The 17,749-nt window shown below is 45.7% G+C and carries 11 protein-coding genes and 1 pseudogene; 4 read left to right on the top strand and 8 right to left on the bottom strand.

Annotated features, from left to right (window positions below; genetic code table 11):
- Positions 1 to 406 precede the first annotated feature (406 nt).
- On the top strand, positions 407 to 1,408 hold the full coding sequence (locus tag NQ544_RS12720; protein ID WP_006847655.1) for a virulence RhuM family protein/type II toxin-antitoxin system death-on-curing family toxin: 1,002 nt from the start codon (positions 407 to 409) through the stop codon (positions 1,406 to 1,408).
- 259 nt (positions 1,409 to 1,667) lie between these two features.
- Here the strand turns inward: NQ544_RS12720 and trmB are convergent, their stop codons facing one another.
- The 8 genes and pseudogenes from trmB to NQ544_RS12685 all read right to left on the bottom strand — a co-directional run bounded on the left by trmB (position 1,668) and on the right by NQ544_RS12685 (position 9,837).
- Positions 1,668 to 2,438: a tRNA (guanosine(46)-N7)-methyltransferase TrmB gene (gene trmB, locus NQ544_RS12715; protein WP_040553112.1), complete on the bottom strand. Its 771-nt coding sequence runs from the start codon at positions 2,436 to 2,438 to the stop codon at positions 1,668 to 1,670.
- 96 nt (positions 2,439 to 2,534) lie between these two features.
- Entirely contained in the window at positions 2,535 to 3,245 is a 711-nt protein-coding gene (locus NQ544_RS12710) for an ABC transporter ATP-binding protein (protein WP_006847657.1), read from the bottom strand.
- Positions 3,246 to 3,281: 36 nt separating this feature from the next.
- Positions 3,282 to 4,682, bottom strand: a complete 1,401-nt coding sequence (locus tag NQ544_RS12705) for a DUF5687 family protein (RefSeq protein WP_006847658.1) — start codon at positions 4,680 to 4,682, stop codon at positions 3,282 to 3,284.
- A gap of 279 nt (positions 4,683 to 4,961) precedes the next feature.
- Positions 4,962 to 5,924 (bottom strand): glycoside hydrolase family 43 protein, encoded by a 963-nt coding sequence (locus tag NQ544_RS12700; protein WP_006847659.1) that lies wholly within the window; start codon positions 5,922 to 5,924, stop codon positions 4,962 to 4,964.
- Between the two features lie 46 nt (positions 5,925 to 5,970).
- On the bottom strand, positions 5,971 to 7,095 hold the full coding sequence (locus NQ544_RS12695; protein WP_006847660.1) for an endo-1,4-beta-xylanase: 1,125 nt from the start codon (positions 7,093 to 7,095) through the stop codon (positions 5,971 to 5,973).
- A gap of 37 nt (positions 7,096 to 7,132) precedes the next feature.
- On the bottom strand, positions 7,133 to 7,528 hold the full coding sequence (locus tag NQ544_RS14060; protein ID WP_497007937.1) for an MFS transporter: 396 nt from the start codon (positions 7,526 to 7,528) through the stop codon (positions 7,133 to 7,135).
- Positions 7,523 to 8,566 (bottom strand): annotated as a pseudogene (locus NQ544_RS12690) (MFS transporter); the annotation flags it as partial. The pseudogene NQ544_RS12690 and the gene NQ544_RS14060, both read right to left, overlap by 6 nt.
- A gap of 65 nt (positions 8,567 to 8,631) precedes the next feature.
- Positions 8,632 to 9,837, bottom strand: coding sequence for an SGNH/GDSL hydrolase family protein (locus NQ544_RS12685; RefSeq protein ID WP_006847662.1), 1,206 nt, complete (start codon positions 9,835 to 9,837; stop codon positions 8,632 to 8,634).
- A gap of 251 nt (positions 9,838 to 10,088) precedes the next feature.
- Between NQ544_RS12685 and NQ544_RS12680 the strand changes: the two genes are divergently transcribed.
- The 3 genes from NQ544_RS12680 to NQ544_RS12670 all read left to right on the top strand — a co-directional run bounded on the left by NQ544_RS12680 (position 10,089) and on the right by NQ544_RS12670 (position 17,738).
- Positions 10,089 to 14,009, top strand: coding sequence for a hybrid sensor histidine kinase/response regulator transcription factor (locus NQ544_RS12680; RefSeq protein ID WP_006847663.1), 3,921 nt, complete (start codon positions 10,089 to 10,091; stop codon positions 14,007 to 14,009).
- Positions 14,010 to 14,092: 83 nt separating this feature from the next.
- Entirely contained in the window at positions 14,093 to 16,099 is a 2,007-nt protein-coding gene (locus NQ544_RS12675; RefSeq protein WP_006847664.1) for an alpha-glucuronidase, read from the top strand.
- Positions 16,092 to 17,738, top strand: coding sequence for a GH35 family beta-galactosidase (locus NQ544_RS12670; RefSeq protein WP_006847665.1), 1,647 nt, complete (start codon positions 16,092 to 16,094; stop codon positions 17,736 to 17,738). Before NQ544_RS12675 ends, NQ544_RS12670 begins: the two co-directional genes overlap by 8 nt.
- Positions 17,739 to 17,749 lie beyond the last annotated feature (11 nt).

The raw sequence follows: 17,749 nt of genomic DNA, 5'->3' as shown, positions 1-17,749 counted from the left end.
TCGTTTATTTCGTTAGTTATTACTTTTCTGTTCTTTTAGTCGTTTCGGCAGTTCCATGCAGTCCCTGAGAATACTGCATTTCTTCAAAAACTTGCTGCAAATATAATAAAATAAGGTGGAAACGCCAAGCATTTCCACCTTTTTTTCTTGAATTCAACAAGATTATTCCCGGATTTAACAAAGGTATAGGAAGAACATAACATACTATACATATCCCTAACCTAAGACTAGTCCTGATATTTAATCTGGAAGTAATCAAAAACAAAACATTCCTTCCATTTCAATCTTTCGCAAATTTCGTCAAAAAGAAGAAAAAAATAGTCGAAAACCTTGTAGGTATCATATAATAATCGTATCTTTGCCAAATTATCCAAAAGTTGGGTACTAGAGTAAGGACATTTAAATAATGAAAGGTATGGAGCAGAGAAAATCTTCCATCGAAATCTATCGTTCCCCAGAGGGAAACATAGAGCTGAATGTAAAATTAGAGAATGATACCGTTTGGCTTACACAAAGCCAAATGGCAGAGTTGTTTGCTGTTGACAGAACATCTGTTACACGACACATTCGCAACATTTACAAGAGTCAAGAACTAGACGAAAAGTCAACTTGTGCAAAAAATGCACAGGTTCGTTTTGAGGGTAAGAGACAAATCATTCGTGATATTCCTTATTATAATCTTGACATGATTATTTCGGTAGGGTACAGAGTGAATAGCAAGAATGCGACCTCTTTCCGCCGTTGGGCAACCTCTATCTTGAAGCAATACATTATCAAGGGTTACGCCATCAACCAGAAACGCCTAGACAATTACAACGAACTGAAAGAAGTGGTTCGTTTGATGTCACGTGCAATTACATTACAAGATCAGGTTTCAGAAGGCGAATACAACGGGTTGTTCAATGTCATCAGCGACTATGTTTATGCCCTGGATACTCTCGACAAATATGATTATCAGACATTACTCATAGACAAGACGACTCAAGCCGAGCCGTTCCATGCCACCTACGAAAATGCAATGGAAGCCATCAATGCTTTGAAAGAAAAGTTTGGAGGCAGTAAATGGTTTGCCAATGAGAAGGATGATTCATTCAAGAGCAGCATAGGTCAGATTTACCAAACCTTCGGTGGTGAAGAACTCTACGCTTCGGTAGAAGAAAAAGCAGCCATGCTGCTCTACCTTGTCGTAAAAAACCATTCATTCAGCGATGGCAACAAGAGAATTGCGGCCATGCTTTTTCTTTGGTTTATGGAGAAGAATGGCATTCTGTATGCTGAAAATGGACATAAGAGAATTGCCGACAACACACTCGTTGCCCTGACTCTGATGATTGCAGAAAGCAGAACTGAGGAAAAAGATGTAATGGTAAAAGTAGTCGTCAACCTGATTAACAAAGACAATCAATAGAATTGCCATTAAAAAGCCGCACAACAGCTGTTCTACGCATGCACAACAGCTGAAAGACAAGCGCACAACAGCTGATGTGCGACCGCATATCAACTGTTGTGCGCTTCGAGATACTTACTGTTCCAACAACTTCTATTGTATCTCCGAACAACTTCAGTTACTTCTTTCAGATACTTATGACGCATTCTTCAAACGCCAATAACGCTTGAGGAAAGACATTCAAAGCATTACGGAAGCTTATTCAAATCATTGTAGAAATCTACTTCGCTGTATCCTTTGAGCTTCGCTTATCACGGCGATAACTGCGATAATCATCCAGCGGAATCTCAATATCAGGTTCCACCAACTCACCCTCACGTGGCAAGGCGAACTTCTGATACTTGATGTTCAAGCCACGCTCTATCCACATACTCTCATAATAGGTCTGGATAGAGAGAATCTTACGGGTTTCCTCATCGATACCCTCCTGATGATAGAGGTCCTCGGTGCGGAAGAGCACAGGCAGATGGTTGCCATCCACCATATAAGTGGTATAGGTGAAGAGGAAGTTGGAGTCCGTCTTCAGATGGATGATGCCGCCATCCACGAGGAAATGGCGATAACGGTTCATGAAATAAGTAGATGTAAGACGCTTGCGAGGATTCTTCATCTGCGGGTCAGAGAAGGTGAGCCAGATTTCCTGCACCTCATCCGCAGCAAAGAAGCGGTCGATAATCTCGATGTTGGTACGGAGGAAAGCCACGTTCTTCTGTCCTTCCTCTATCGCCTTCTTGGCACCGGTCCACATTCGTGCGCCCTTGATATCCACACCGATGAAGTTCATTTCAGGATAGAGCTTGGCAAGTTCCACGGTATATTCACCCTTGCCGCATCCCAACTCCAGCACGATAGGGTTATCATTGTGGAAATACATCTCACGCCACTTGCCCTTCATATCGAAAGGCACGTCATCTACAACACTATATGGATACTGGAACACGTTCTCGAAACGCTCCATATCCGCAAACTTAGCTAATTTTCCTTTGCTCATTGATTCTTTTTTTCTTCGTTTGAGTGCAAAGGTAAGCATTTAACGATAATTATACAAATCATATCATGGAATTTGTATAATATTAACGGAAAAAGTTTATTCCGCCTGAATACCGAAGTACTCGTTGAGTTCAGCGATGGCAGCGCCATCAGCATTCGGAAGATCCTTCACCAACTTGCCTTTCTCCAGCAGGAGGATGCGGGAGGATATGTCGGCAACGAAGTTGAGGTTATGGCTGGAGATGATGACCGTGGTGCCCTGCTCCTTACAGATGCGCTGAATCATGTGGGCGATAGTCATCTGAGAAGATGGGTCGAGATAGTTGAACGGCTCATCCAGGAGAAGAACCTTCGGATGAATAATCATTGCTCCGATGATACCAATCTTCTGGCGGTTGCCCTGAGAAAAATCGCGGAGATACTTTTTGGTTCCCATGATTTCATCGTGCATAAAGCCCTCAAACTGCGCCAACCGTTCCTGCAGAGTTTCATCGTCAATGTGATAAACATCAGCGATGAAATCGAAGTATTCCTCAGGGGTGAGGAAGTCGATGAGGAATCTGCCGTCGATGTAACTGCCGGTATATTCCTTCCAGGTCTCACTCTCGTTCACCTTCTGTCCATTGCTTTCCACGAAACCATCATCAGCCTGAATCAGGTCGAGAATCAGACGGAGCAAGGTGGTCTTGCCCGCACCATTATTACCTACGAGTCCTATCAGCTCGCCCTTTGCAACACCCAGATTATCAATATCGAGTACGGTATTGCCATTATATATCTTCTTGAGATTCTGAATCTTGATATCCATTATTCTAATGTTTAATGTGTAGTGTTTAATGTTTACTTAGCTTTCCATGAACTTCTCCATGCGCTTATACTTGTTCTTCTCGAAGATGGCAGCTATCTTGGCGATGAACCATTTGTGGATGGCGATGCTGAAGACTGACAGCGCTACGCAGGTGATAAACCATGCCGTCTCACCGAAGAAATAATAGACAGCACAGACGCCAGCCAGCGGGAAGAGGAAGGCGATAGCATAAAGATTAATCTTCAGATTAGCTCCCTGCATGCTGAACATGGAAGTCTGGAATATCTCCAGACGGGAAGAGAAGAGTGCCGTAGGCAGATTGAAGAGATTGATGAATACTGCCAGACAGAAACCGCTGATAAGCACCTGGATTCCGATTCCTACCTGCAAGAAAAGGAACGGAAGGGTAAGCAACAAAGCGACTGCACTCACCACCATATAATAATAGAAGCAATTCTGCAGCATCTGCTTCACCTTTACCGGCTTGGTCATCAAACCATGGAAGAAGTTTGCCTCAATACCAAAGGTCCATTGCGACAACACCACCGATGGCAACAGGATGGCACCCACTACATAGAGGGTAGTCATAGCCACCTTATCCCCCATTTCCTGTCCCGGCTCTAAAGGCATCAGGGCGAAGAGATAGGCGTTGAAAAGGAAGATGGCGGGAATCATAATCACCATCTTACGGACACGCTTTGCTCTCAACGTGCCGATATATTGCAGACAGAAGAGGTTGATATGGCTGAATCCACGGAACTTGGAAACCTTCTGTTTCTGCTCGTTATAAATCTTTTCGTGATAGAGATAGATGGTAAGTCCGGCGAATACCGCTCCGGCAAGGAAGAAGAGACCTATCCATCCCATATATACCGGGAAGAAAGAAGCCGCAAACATATACCCTATGAGCACGGCAAACATTCCCATCCATCCCAATATCAAAGGCCATTTCAGAATCCACTCCGTAGCCTTGCGGTAGCAGGTGATGTAGATGCCGTCAATATAAGAAAATGCCAGGAACAGAAAGAAGCTGGCAATAACCTGACCTACAGGCAGGAAATAGATAAATACCGGAAGCGTAAGCACCGGAAGCACATAGTTCCAGAAGCTCACGAGATTGGTAGTGAGCAGGTACTTGTTCCAGATTTTCTCTGGCACAGGGCGCGACTTCACGTAATCATCCATCGCCGTAATATCCCGCTTCATCACCATCTTCATGATGATGTCTGGAATCAGCATACCGACAACGATACCGGCTCCCAACAGGGCAGGCATGTCTTCGCCCCCAAGTTCTCCCCCATTCTCGGTGAAGCTGAGAAAGAAACTCACGCCCATCACCACATACAGGAAGATGATGTAGCACGCCACGAAGGCATCTCGCTTGTGGAAGTTACGGCGCTGCTGCAACCACCAAAGCCTTAAAAGTAATCTCAACATAAATTATTCTTTTTATGATTTACGGGCACAAAGGTAAACAAAAATATCCGAAATCTCCTACAAAATGATAGAAATAACTTAAAAATAACATTAAATGAAAAGTAAGAGAAAACGGAAAGAGAAGAAAAGAAAGAATAGGAACATACGCAAAAACGGCATCTCCTCACGAAGATGCCGTTTCTTCCAAACTAACATTAACTTATATATCAACTATTCATCAAAACTATTATAAACCTAAAAGTCAACCTAAACGTATGTCATCTAAAACTTATAATACTCTTATTCAGGCTGAACCGGCAAGATGTTATCATCCTCATCATAGAAGAGAGGAGCCACCTTTACGCTGCGAAGCCAGGTTGTATCATTTGATGGTACGCAGTCGTGATGGAACAGATACCACTGTCCCTTGTACTCACAGATACTGTGATGGGTTGTCCAACCTACTACCGGTTCCAGTATGACGCCCTTGTAAGTGAACGGACCATAAGGATTATCACCTACAGCATAGCAGAGATAATGAGTATCACCGGTAGAGTAGCTGAAGTAATACTTGCCCTTATACTTATGCATCCAGCTGGCCTCGAAGAAGCGATGTGGATCATCAGCTGGCAATACATTACCCTCTTCGTCAACGATGACAACAGGCTTTGGCATTTCAGCAAACTGCTGCACATCATCAGTCATCATGGCTACACGAGATGGCAATGGGTTCTCCTTGCCCTCTGGAAGATGCTCATCCTTCAGTGCCTTGTTGTCCTTGTACCACTGAAGCTGACCGCCCCAGATACCACCGAAGTAGCAGTAAATCTTGCCATCATCATCCTTGAACACGCAAGGGTCGATGCTGTATGACTTGCGGATTGGGTCGGCATTCGGAATGAAAGGACCTTCTGGCTTATCAGCCACAGCCACACCGAGATGGAACACGCCATTATAATCCTTGGCAGAGAAGATGAGATAGTACTTGCCATCCTTCTCTACAACATCGTTGTCCCACATCTGCTTCTCAGCCCATGGCACATCCTTCACATCGAGAATCACACCATGATCGGTTACCTCACCATCCATCACATCGTCCATAGAGAGAACATGATAGTCTTTCATCTGGAAGTGACCGCCATCATCGTCGAAGCTTTCGCCGCTATCCCAGTCATGAGATGGGTAAACATACAGGCGACCGTTAAACACATTGGCAGATGGATCTGCCATATAATCCTTTGGGAACAAATATCTTGCTTTCATTGTTGTTTATTATTTTAAGAGATGTACAATATTATCTAAAGAGATTTTACTTAAAGAGATTGACGATTTCCTTCACCACTGGCTTCACCTCGTTGTTGCGGTCGATGAGCAGTGGATAGTTGGTTCTGCCAGGGATAGGCCAGCCATTCAACCAAGAGTGACCATCGTTGACACCCCAGAAGGTAACACGACTGATGACATCCTTGTGACGCTCTACAATCTTAAAGAGATCGAGATAACGCTGGTTGAAGAGTTTCTGTGCCTTCTTGTCAAGTCCCTTCACGTATGGATTGTACTTCTTCTGAAGTTCAAACCTTTGGCTGATTTCCGCTCCGCCGAATCCTTCCGGATTAGGAAGCATGTTCATATCCAACTCCGTCAGCATCACCTTCACTCCTTCACCAGCAAAAGCCTCGATGCTCTTCTCATACTCAGCATAGTCAGGATAATCAAAACCATTATGGCTCTGCATACCTACTGCATCGATGCGGAGACCCTTCGCCTTCAAATCGCGAACCAGTTTGCAGATAGCCTCTCGCTTGGCTGGCTTCGAAGTAGAATAATCATTGTAGTAGAGTTCTACGTTTGGATCAGCCTCATGCGCAAAGCGGAAAGCCAACTCGATGAACTCCGGACCGATAATCTTATAATATAAAGACTTGCGGTAAGAGCCATCATCCTCGAAAGCCTCGTTCACAACGTCCCAACCCTTTACTCTACCTTTATAATGAGTAACCACATTCATAATATGGTTATACATTCTGCCGATAAGCACTTCACGGCTTACCAGATTACCCTTATCATCGGTAAACATCCACTTAGGTGGCTGAGAATGCCAAACCAGACAATGACCGATCAAGGTCTTGCCGTTCTTCTCTGCCCAGTCAGCGAGTTTATCGCCATCAGTGAAATCAAAGCGATTCACCTCCGGATGATTCTTCTCGCCCTTCATACAGTTCTCGGCAACCACCTGGTTAAACTGTTTCTTCACTACTTCCTCACCTGCAGGGTCTTGTCCATTAGGCAAATCGGTATTAATGGCAGCACCTACCAGGAAGTACTTACCCATAGTTTCCTGGAATGTTGGGATTTGAGCTGCAGAGTTCGCTTTTTGAGCGAAAGCTGTTGAAGCAAGCATCAGCCCCAGTGCCAGAGTTGTGATCTTTTTCATATCTTATATCTATTTTTCTCGTTAATAATTATAGTCTCTAGTTTTCTTCCTTGTGTCGGGCCTCAATCTTCTTGTTGATGTCGTCAATAACCTCATCGGTCAACTCATATTTAGAGATGATGAACATCGCCAAGCCCAGCAAGATGGCAGGGATTACGCATACCAGCCAGCGGATACCTTCCTGTGCCAAAGGAGTCTGCTGCTCCAAATCGTTCATGAAGTAAGCACCGGCAGCATTACCAACCGACATCATGGCGAAGGCGGTGATAAAGAAGAGAGCCACGATACGGAGAGGACGGTTATGGAAAAATTCTGTCCACAGATCGCTCACCTTAACATTCTTGGTTTCCTTCTCGTCCATCACCACACGCTCTTTGGTCTGGGTAAAGCAGAATACCAAAAGGGCGAAACCTACCAGAGCATAGATCAGCATGGCAACAAACCAGGCATTACCATCAATCGGAAGCGAGTTGCTCTCTTGAGCTGCCGCAGCCTGATAACCGGTCCATGCAAGGACTGCACCTGGAACAACACCACCCAAAGCCATACCAGCCTTGTAGAAGATACCGGTCAGAGCATTGACAATACCCGCAATACGCTTGCCGCTGGTATATTCTGCAAAAGAGATGACCTCTGGAATCAGAGCCCACATATATCCTGTAGCTACGATTACGCCTGTTGATTTGATGAACTGAGCGATATAAACCAGCGTGATATGATCCTTTACAGGTCCCATCTTGCTGATGATATAAAGCATCGCCATACCCACGATAGCCACAGTAAGGAAGATGTAGAACATATTCTTCTTGCCTACCTTTTTCTTGATGGCAGGCACCAGCGGCATAAAGATGAAGGATGGCAGAGAACCCAAACCCATGAAGAGCGCCATTTCGAAAGGAAGATCCTTGGCTGCTGCAAGCATGGCTACCAGGATTGGAACACCTGCTGATACACAGAGTCCACCCACATTTGCCATAAACATACGTACAGAGGTGAGAATGGTTATTTCGTCTGTATCGCGAGTCAGCGAAGAGTTCAAGGCTCCGTAAGGTACATTAATCAATGTATAGAGCATTGACAAGCCTACGTATGTTACGTAAGCATAGATGAGCTTGATGGTTTCTGTCTGTCCTTCCATACCATTCCAAAAACAGAGGATGGCAAGTACGGTGAGTGGCAAACCCGCCAGGACGAGATAAGAGCGATACTTACCCCAACGTGGATTATGCTTATCTACATAAGTTCCCACCAACGGGTCCCAGAGTACATCGACCAAGCGAACCACCAAGAACATGGTGGCAGCAACACCAGGATTAAGTCCATAGATGTCGGTGTAGAAGAACAACAGATACATGCAGATGGTCTGATAGATGAGGTTTTGCGCCAAGTCGCCAGATCCGAATCCGATGCGTTGTAGCCAATTCAGTTTGTAGAATCCCTTAGATTCTTGTGATACAGTTGTCTGTTCCATATTTTATTCAGTCATTAAGTTTACACCTTATTATATATATAACATAAAAGATGCATATAATATATTTACTTCAATTTCTCTGCGGCAAACTTGCCCATTGCCTCATATCCCTTCGGATTGAGATGCAGCCAGTCGTCAGAATACTCAGCCTTCAGACGCTGAGGGTCTTTCGGATCGCGGGTCAGCTCATCGAAATCGATGACCTCGTCGAAGGCACCACTTTTCCTGATCCATTCGTTCACGGTCTGTCGCATCGCCTCATGCCAATAAGAATACCAGCCGTTTCCCTTGGTTGGGGTGATGGTTCCGCCATACACCTTGATTCCCTTTGCCTTGGCTTTCGCTATCAGCACCTTATAGCAGGCAATCAGGGTATCTGTTACATGTTCATAATTTCCTCCGCAGCAACCGATATCGTTGGTTCCCTCAAAGATGATGAGCTTATCCACACCTGCTTGTCCCAGGATATCACGATCGAAACGTTTCATGGCTGGTTCGCTCAATCCACCTTGCACCACGCAGTTGCCACCGATTCCAAGATTCAATACGCCGTATGGCTTCTCTGCATTCAAGGCATCCGAGAGGAAATCGGTCCAGCGGTTCTGATGGTTGGTAGTACTTCCGCGGCCATCGGTAATAGAGTTTCCGAGGATAGCTACCACAGGGGTAGCTTTATCGGTCTTCACATCAATGGCAGAAAGATTGTACCAGTGGTCAGCCTTTTCCTGCTTATCGAAAGCTGCATCTGCAGGTTTCACCGCCTTGCCCTTCACATTACTTACTATATAAGATGTGGTACGTGAACCACGATGGGATGTTGCATTCACTGGAGTCTGCTTGCCATAATCGATGGTAATCGTGAGGCGCTGTCCAGTCTTCAAGGCATATTTCAAATCATCTGAGAAGATAGCCTTGCCAGGAGCGATGGTTACATTCTTCTTGCCATTGAATTTAAGATACTTCACCGTCTTGGCATTGATTCCCCAATTGCTTGGAACATCAGTATCTGCAATATACACCGATTTGATTTCTACCGGCTCCTTACTCTGCTCGTTGCTGAGCTTCACTCTGAGTTCCTCTCCGCCAAAAGATACATGAACCACCTGTCGGCAAGAGCGATTGCTTAAGCTTTCCTTAGGCATATCTCCTTTACCAGTCCATTCCACTGCTGTAGCCCAAGATCCTTTCCATACCTTCTGGGCAAAAACTACAGGACTTGACGCAGCCAATACGAGCGCCAAAGATAAGATTCTTATTGCTTGTTTATTCATTGTTATTATGATGCTTTTAATGTTTCTATTGTTGTTGACGATGCAAATTTACTAATAAGTAATGAAATAACAGGTATTTAATAGTTACCATTACTTTTCTATTTGTTTCATACTTACAAAAAGGGCACAAAAAGATAAAGAAACAAAAAGAAACGAAACATTTTATTGCATTAGAATTTGTTTCTTTCATTGTTTTTTGTTACTTTTGCAGCCGTAACAACCTAATTTAAACAAGAAAACGGACAGAAAATATGAAGCATATCAGACATTGCCTCACGGCACTCTTCGCTATCACCATCTCGCTCATGGTATGGGCAGACAGTGGTGAACTTTTCACATCGGGCAAACTGTCAAGTTCGCTCATCAACTGCATGGTGCAGGATAAATACGGATATATCTGGGTGGGAACCGAATACGGACTCAGCAAGTTTGACGGCTACCGCTTTACCAACTATCTGCACAACGAAGAAGACACAACCTCCATTACTGACAACATTATCTCCGACCTGCTGGTAGATAAGAAAGGTAACCTGTGGATAGGTAGTGCCAAGGGACTGATGCGCTATAATTATGAGACGAACGATTTCGCCCGTCTCCAGTTTCCTGATGGCAGAAAGCCACGTATCTATTCTATGGTAGAAAGTCACAATGGCGATATCCTGCTGGGTACAGCAGGATATGGTCTCTATTCTGTAAAAGACAGAAATACCCAGAAAGGAACAGACGACCTTTTCACTATCAGACAGGAAAGGCAATACGCTGAGCGCGATTCTGATGTATTCTTTACCCATATCTACGAAGATAAGCATCATTATCTCTGGCAGAGTAGCCACCTTTCTATCTTCACCCGTTTCATCAAGAAACATGGCAAGGTGCAGCGCAAAGACTTCAAATCGCCATGCGGAGCACCTGTGGCTTTCATCCAACATCGTCCGCAGACCATGCTCATCGCCTGTATGTATGGCATCGTCTATTATGATTACCGCACAGGCCGCATCGCTGATGCCGGCTACGACTTTGGCGGTTATCAGAATAATGTAACCATCAACAATGCTACCTTCGACCACGAAGGCAACCTTTATATCAGTACCTCCGAGCATGGTGTTCTCATGATCAGAAAGGGAAGCAACAGGGTAGAACAGTTGGAGAACAGCAACAGCAGTTTCAATCTGGCTACCGCCTTCGTCAACGATATCATCGAAGATAAGGACAACAATCTCTGGATAGGCTGTTACAAGAAAGGTCTGTACCTGATCAACCAGCGCCAGCAGGCTTTCAACAGCTGGAGTTTCTCTGCACAGAACTACATCATCGGCGGCAGCGTTTCATCTATAGCACAAGGCGAAAATGGTGAAACATGGTGTACGGTACAGAACAGTGGTGTGTTCTGTTTTGACGCTTCAGGCAAGATTATCGCCCACCCTCAGTCACCTGCAGGTACCTGCATCATCTATAAAGACCGACGTGGCGATTACTGGATCAGCAATGGCAGCGCACTCTACAGCTACAACCCTCATACAGGTACATACCAGCAGAAACTCACCTTTACCAGCGCCGGCATCTATTGTATGACTGACGATGCACAGGGCAACCTTTACATTTCTGTATACAGCAAAGGCCTATATATATATAATGTGGAAAGCGGCAAGGTTACCGTTCTGAATATGCAGCAAAGAGGCGATAAAGGATTCCTCTGCAACGACTGGGTACGAAGCATGGCGCTCGACCATACAGGACATTTATGGATAGGAACCTCTAATGGAGTTTCCTGTCTCAATACCCGAACGCTCAGTTTCAAGGATTTCGGATGGAACAATATTCTGAAAGACAGACAGGCGAATGGTATCTGCGAAAGTAAGAACGGCGATATAATCATCGGTACCGAAGAAGGACTCTATCTGTTTGACAGAAAGAACAACAAGACGATGAACTTTCCTCATGCCGAAGCGTTGAAAGGCAAGCAGGTTTGCAGTATCATCAAAGACCGGAAGGGTGACTTGTGGGTAAGTACAACCATGGGCATCTGGCAGTATGAACAGAAGAACAGACAGTTTATCGGCCACATCAACGGCAACGGACTTACTACCCGTGAGTACGTGCTGGGCTCTTCCATGCATACCGCCAACGACCTTATCGCCTTCGGAACCAGTGATGGTATCACAACCTTCTATCCTGACGTTGTCAGGGCCAAGAAGATGGAACTGGGAGATGTACATCTCACCAACTTCATCATCGACGGAAAGCCAATCAACTGCATGGCAAAAGACTTCAGCATTCCTTACTCCCAGAATTCATTCACTCTGGAGTTCTCGCTGCTCAACTACAGGAATACCGATAATATCAGTTTCCAATACCGCATCAACGACGGCAAATGGAACAGTACCAATGAGGGAGCCAATGCCGTAGCATTCAACAAGTTGAAACCGGGCGACTATACGCTGGAAGTAAGAGCTACCAGCAATGGCAGATATTCCAAGAATCCTACCATCATCAACATCAAGGTATGCGATCCTTGGTATGCATCACCCGAGGCATATCTCCTCTATATCCTGATCATAGCAAGCGTCATCCTGTATGTTATCTATACATACGAGCGCCGCCGCAAGGCAGACCTGGAAGAGACCAAGATGCAGTTCCTCATCAATGCCACCCACGATATCCGCTCGCCGCTGACATTAATCATGGGGCCGCTCAACAAGCTGAAAACCAGATTAACAGATGCCGAAAGCAAACAGGATATCGATACTATCGACCGCAATGCCCAGCGCCTCCTGCTTCTGGTAAACCAGATACTTGATGAGCGAAAGATAGACAAGAACCAGATGCATCTCCACTGTCAGGAGACTCCGCTCAAGGATTTCCTGCATGGCATCATATCGCTCTACCGCTTCAATGCACAGGAGCGCAACATCACCCTTTCGCTCAAAGAAGACGAAAGCCTCAGCAGCGACAAAGGCAAGCTGAAGGTTTGGATAGACCGCATCAACTTTGACAAGGTTATCTCCAACCTGCTCTCCAATGCCATGAAGTATACCTTTGATGGCGGCGAGATTACTGTTATCATAGGTAAAGACGAAAAGAATGCCATCATCAGGGTAGAAGATACAGGCATCGGACTGAAGGAAGAAAAGACCGACCGCCTCTTCGAACGTTTCTATCAGGGGAACAACAGCAGCGGACTCCATATCGAAGGAACCGGTATCGGACTCAACCTCTGTAAGGCGTTTGTAGAAATGCACGGAGGCAAGATTAAGGCCTACAACCGTACCGACGGCATCAAGGGTTCCTGCTTCGAAGTAAGTATCCCGCTGGGCAACAGCCATCTGCAGCCAGGCGAGATACTGGAAGAAGAAGACAAGAAGGAGCAGGAGATTACCAAAAAGAAAGTACAGGCCAACCGCAACTTCAATATCCTGATAGTTGACGATGACAACGAGATTGCCCAATACATCAAGACAGAACTGAGCGACTGGTACCGCTTTGAGCATGCCTGCAACGGCAAGGAGGGTTTGAAGATGCTGCTCACCGGCAAGTACGACCTCGTGATAAGCGATGTGATGATGCCGGAGATGGATGGAATCACCATGCTCAAGAACATCAAGAGTAACAGCAACATCAGCGATATTCCTGTCATCCTGCTCACCTCGAAGAGCGAGGTTGAAAACCGGTTGGAGGGACTTCGCAGAGGAGCCGATGCTTTTCTGGCAAAGCCTTTCGACATGGAAGAGCTGCATATCCTTATCGACAACCTGGTGGATAATGTGCGACGCATCCGCGGCAAATACAGCGGAGCACAAGGTCAGAAGGCAAAGATTGAGCAGATTCAGGTAAAGGGCAACAACGATGCCCTGATGGAACGCGTGATGAAATATATCAACGCCCATCTTGCCGACCCGGACCTCAATGTAGAGAAACTTACCGAGGAGGTAGGTATCAGCCGTGCACAGCTCCACCGTAAACTGAAGGAGATTGCTGGTGTTTCTGCCGGAGAATTTATCCGTAACCTCCGTCTGGAACAGGCGGCACGACTCATCGAAGAGGGACAGATCAATATCACGCAGGTAGCCTACTCTGTAGGTTTCAACAACCAGACCCACTTCTCTACCGTGTTCAAAAAACACTATGGCATGTCGCCTAGCGAGTATGCTGAAACAAAGAGAAATGAGAAATAAACAACAAATAGAAGAGAATAAGGTATTTTTTCGTATCTTTGCAGCAGAAACAATAACAATATAAACTAACGGTCTGCAAAGATATGAAGAAATACCTCATTTTATTATTTACGGTACTTACATCACTCCATGTTTCTGCACAGAGTGACGGTTCACAGTTATGGCTCGGAAAGCAGTATGCTAACTCATGCCAAGTCATTTCACAGTTGCCTGATGATGCAACAGCCAAGATTGCCAAGCAGGAGTTGGAAAACAACTGGCGTGGCAAGAATGTTGAGCTCAAGATAGACAAGGCTCTGAATCTTGGCGAGGGCTATAACATCTACGCCCGTCCTGCACAGCAAGGCGACAACATTCAGTACGAGGCAACTATCACCGCCAGCAATCCTATCGGTTTGCTCTACGGTGCCTACGAGTTGATTCGACTTCAGAACACCGATGCCTACAACACAGGTAGCGGCAAGCAGCAGAACTTCAGCAAGACCATCGATGAAACCGAGAAACCTCAGGTGGGTCTCCGCATTCTCAACCATTGGGACAATCTCGATGGCAGCATCGAACGTGGCTATGCCGGAAAGAGCATCTTCAAATGGGAAGAAATCAAACTCGGCAAAAACGGTAAGGGCGGCAGCATCAGTAAGAGTCTGCACGACCGACTCATCACCTACGCCCGTGCCAACGCCTCTTTGGGCATCAACGGCAGCGTGCTCAACAATGTGAATGCATCGCCAAAGATGATGACTGCAGAATATATTAATAAGGTGAAGATCATCGCCAACATCCTGCGTCCTTATGGTATCCGGGTATACCTCAGCATCAACTTCGCTTCGCCTATGGCTTTAGGCTACACCAAGACTGCCGACCCACTGGATAAGAAGGTACAGCAGTGGTGGAAGAAGAAGGCAAAAGAGATATATGCTACCATCCCAGACTTTGGCGGATTCCTCGTAAAAGCCAATTCTGAAGGACAGCCTGGTCCTGGCGACTACCACCGCACACATGCCGATGGAGCCAACATGCTTGCCGATGCCGTCAAACCATACGGAGGCATCATCATGTGGCGAAGCTTTGTATATGGTGCTAACCATAAGGGAGAAGACCGTGTAAAGCAAGCTGTCAGCGAATTCAAAGGTATGGATGGCAAGTTCCGTGACAACGTCATCTTGCAGTCAAAGAATGGTCCGCTCGACTTCCAGCCTCGTGAGCCATACGCTCCTATCTTCGACAACATCAAACAGACTCCACAGATAGCAGAACTTCAGATTACCCAGGAATATCTTGGTCAGTCTAAGCACCTCACCTATCTCGCTCCTATGTGGAAGGAATTCTTTGGCTTTGTTAATCCAGACAGACTGGTTGGAATCTCAGGTGTAGCCAATATCGGTGATGATGCCAACTGGTGCGGTCATCCGTTCTCACAGGCTAACTGGTATGCTTTTGGCCGATTGGCATGGAATCCTTCACTTACAGCTGAAGAGATTGCTCACGAATGGCTCGTACAGACCTACGAAAACCAGGACGAGCGATTCACTAAACCTGTAGAGATGATGATGATGACTTCGCGCGAAGCTTGCGTCAACTATATGATGCCTTTGGGTTTGCACCACATCTTCAAGTTCGACCACCACTACGGTCCGGAGCCAGATGGTTTCATCGCAAGTTATCCTTTGGAATGGTGTCCGGTCTACTATCACAAGGCTGATGCTCAGGGTGTAGGTTTCGACCGTTCATCCAAGGGAACAGATGCTGTCGGTCAGTACCCAGAACCATATCGCAATCTGTATGATAACATCGAGACCTGTCCTGAGGAATATCTTCTCTGGTTCCACCATGTGCCTTGGACTTACAAGATGAAATCAGGCAGCACCCTCTGGCAGGAACTCTGCATGAAGTACAACATGGGTGTGGCGATGGTAGAAGTATACCGCGACTTCTGGCATACCTCAGCCAAGCAGTTTATGAAGGGGCATGAGCAGGAATGGCAACATACAGACTCTCTGCTCAATGTACAGTTGGAGAATGCAAAGGAATGGCGCAATACCTGTCTCAAGTATTTTCAAACCTTTTCAAAAATGAAGATTTATGAATAAGATTGTATTATCTTTTCTAACATTATTATGCTGCATCAACATACAAGCTGGAGTAAAACTGCAGAAGCAAGGCTCTGCAACCCAGCTTGTTGTCAATGACAAGCCGATGCTTCTCCTGGCTGGTGAGTTGAGCAACTCTGCCGCAACGAGTCCTGCCGACATCAGGAAAGCATTGAAACAGATGAAGAATAGCGGAGTCAACTCTGTCTTCGTTCCTGCATATTGGGAATTTGTAGAACCTAATGAGGGCAAATATGATTTTGCACTTGTAGACAGCGTCATCACAACTGCCCGTAAGCATGACTTGAAGATTGTCTTCCTATGGTTCGGTGCCTGGAAGAACTCCATGAGCTGCTATGCTCCACTATGGGTAAAGGAAAACACCAAACGTTTCCCTCGTTCACTCACAGAGAACAGCAAGCCATTAGAGATATGCACAGCCTTCAGCGATAACCTGCTTCAAGCAGACAAGCGAGCTTTCTGCGAACTGATGAAACACATTAAAGCAGTAGACAGTCAGGAGAATACCGTTATCATGATGCAGGTAGAAAACGAAATCGGCATGCTCGAATCTGCCCGCGACCACTCTCCTCTTGCCGAAAAAGCTTACAGACAACCCGTTCCTGCCCCATTACTCAAGGCGCTCAAGCTCAAGAAAAAAGGTACATGGGCAGAAGTTTTCGGAACAGACCGTTATGCTGACGAGAAATTCCAAGCATATTATTATGCCAAGTATGTAGAGCAGCTAGCCTCAGCAGGCAAAGCCATCTACAATATTCCGATGTATGTAAATGCAGCTATGAACAGTCGTGGCAGAAAACCAGGCGAATATCCTTCTGCCGGACCACTTGCTCATCTGATTGACATCTGGAAATGTGGTGCACCAAGTATCGATATTTTTGCACCAGATATCTATGATACCGGTTACAAGGGATGGGTAGAGAAATACAAGCGTGCCGACAATCCTTTCTTCACTCCAGAAGTGAAATGCGATATCAATAGCGGCGTAAAGGCATATTATACCTTCGGCGAAACAGATGCTATCAGTTTCAGTCCCTTTGCTCTCGATGAAGCTAACTACAAGGTGAAGAACAGTATCAGACGTTCATATAAGGTTATCAACCAACTCTCTCCTATCCTGCTTCAGCATCAGGGAAAGGGTAAAAACTGGGGATTGCTCTTCGATCAGGAAGATAAAGAGCGAATCATCGAAGATGGAGATATCACCATGACCTGCCGTCATTTCTTCACGCTACCATGGGATCCTCGCGCTACAGATGGAAGTAAATGGCCTGAAGGCGGTGGCTTGATTGTGAAACTAGCCAAGAACGAATACATCATAGCAGGTAATGGAATCGTCGTAGTCTTCCAAAGCAAGACTGAAAAAGCGCAAGCTGAAGAAAAGAAACTCGGTGAGGACGGATTTGTAGACAACGGTGGAACCGAAACAAAGAAACAAGCCACAACCTTCAAAGGTAAGCGTATCGGTATCGGATATGTAGACCAGGTTGAAGTAAACAAAAACGGCAAATTACAGTTTATCCGTCGTGATAATGGCGATCAGGACCACCAGGGGCGCCATGCCCGCATCTCATGTGGAGACAATAAAATACTCCACATCAAGCTATACGAATACTAAAATGTCTATAT

Source organism: Segatella copri DSM 18205, assembly GCF_025151535.1.
Lineage (GTDB): Bacteria > Bacteroidota > Bacteroidia > Bacteroidales > Bacteroidaceae > Prevotella > Prevotella copri.
This window is presented reverse-complemented; position numbering and strand designations above follow the sequence as displayed.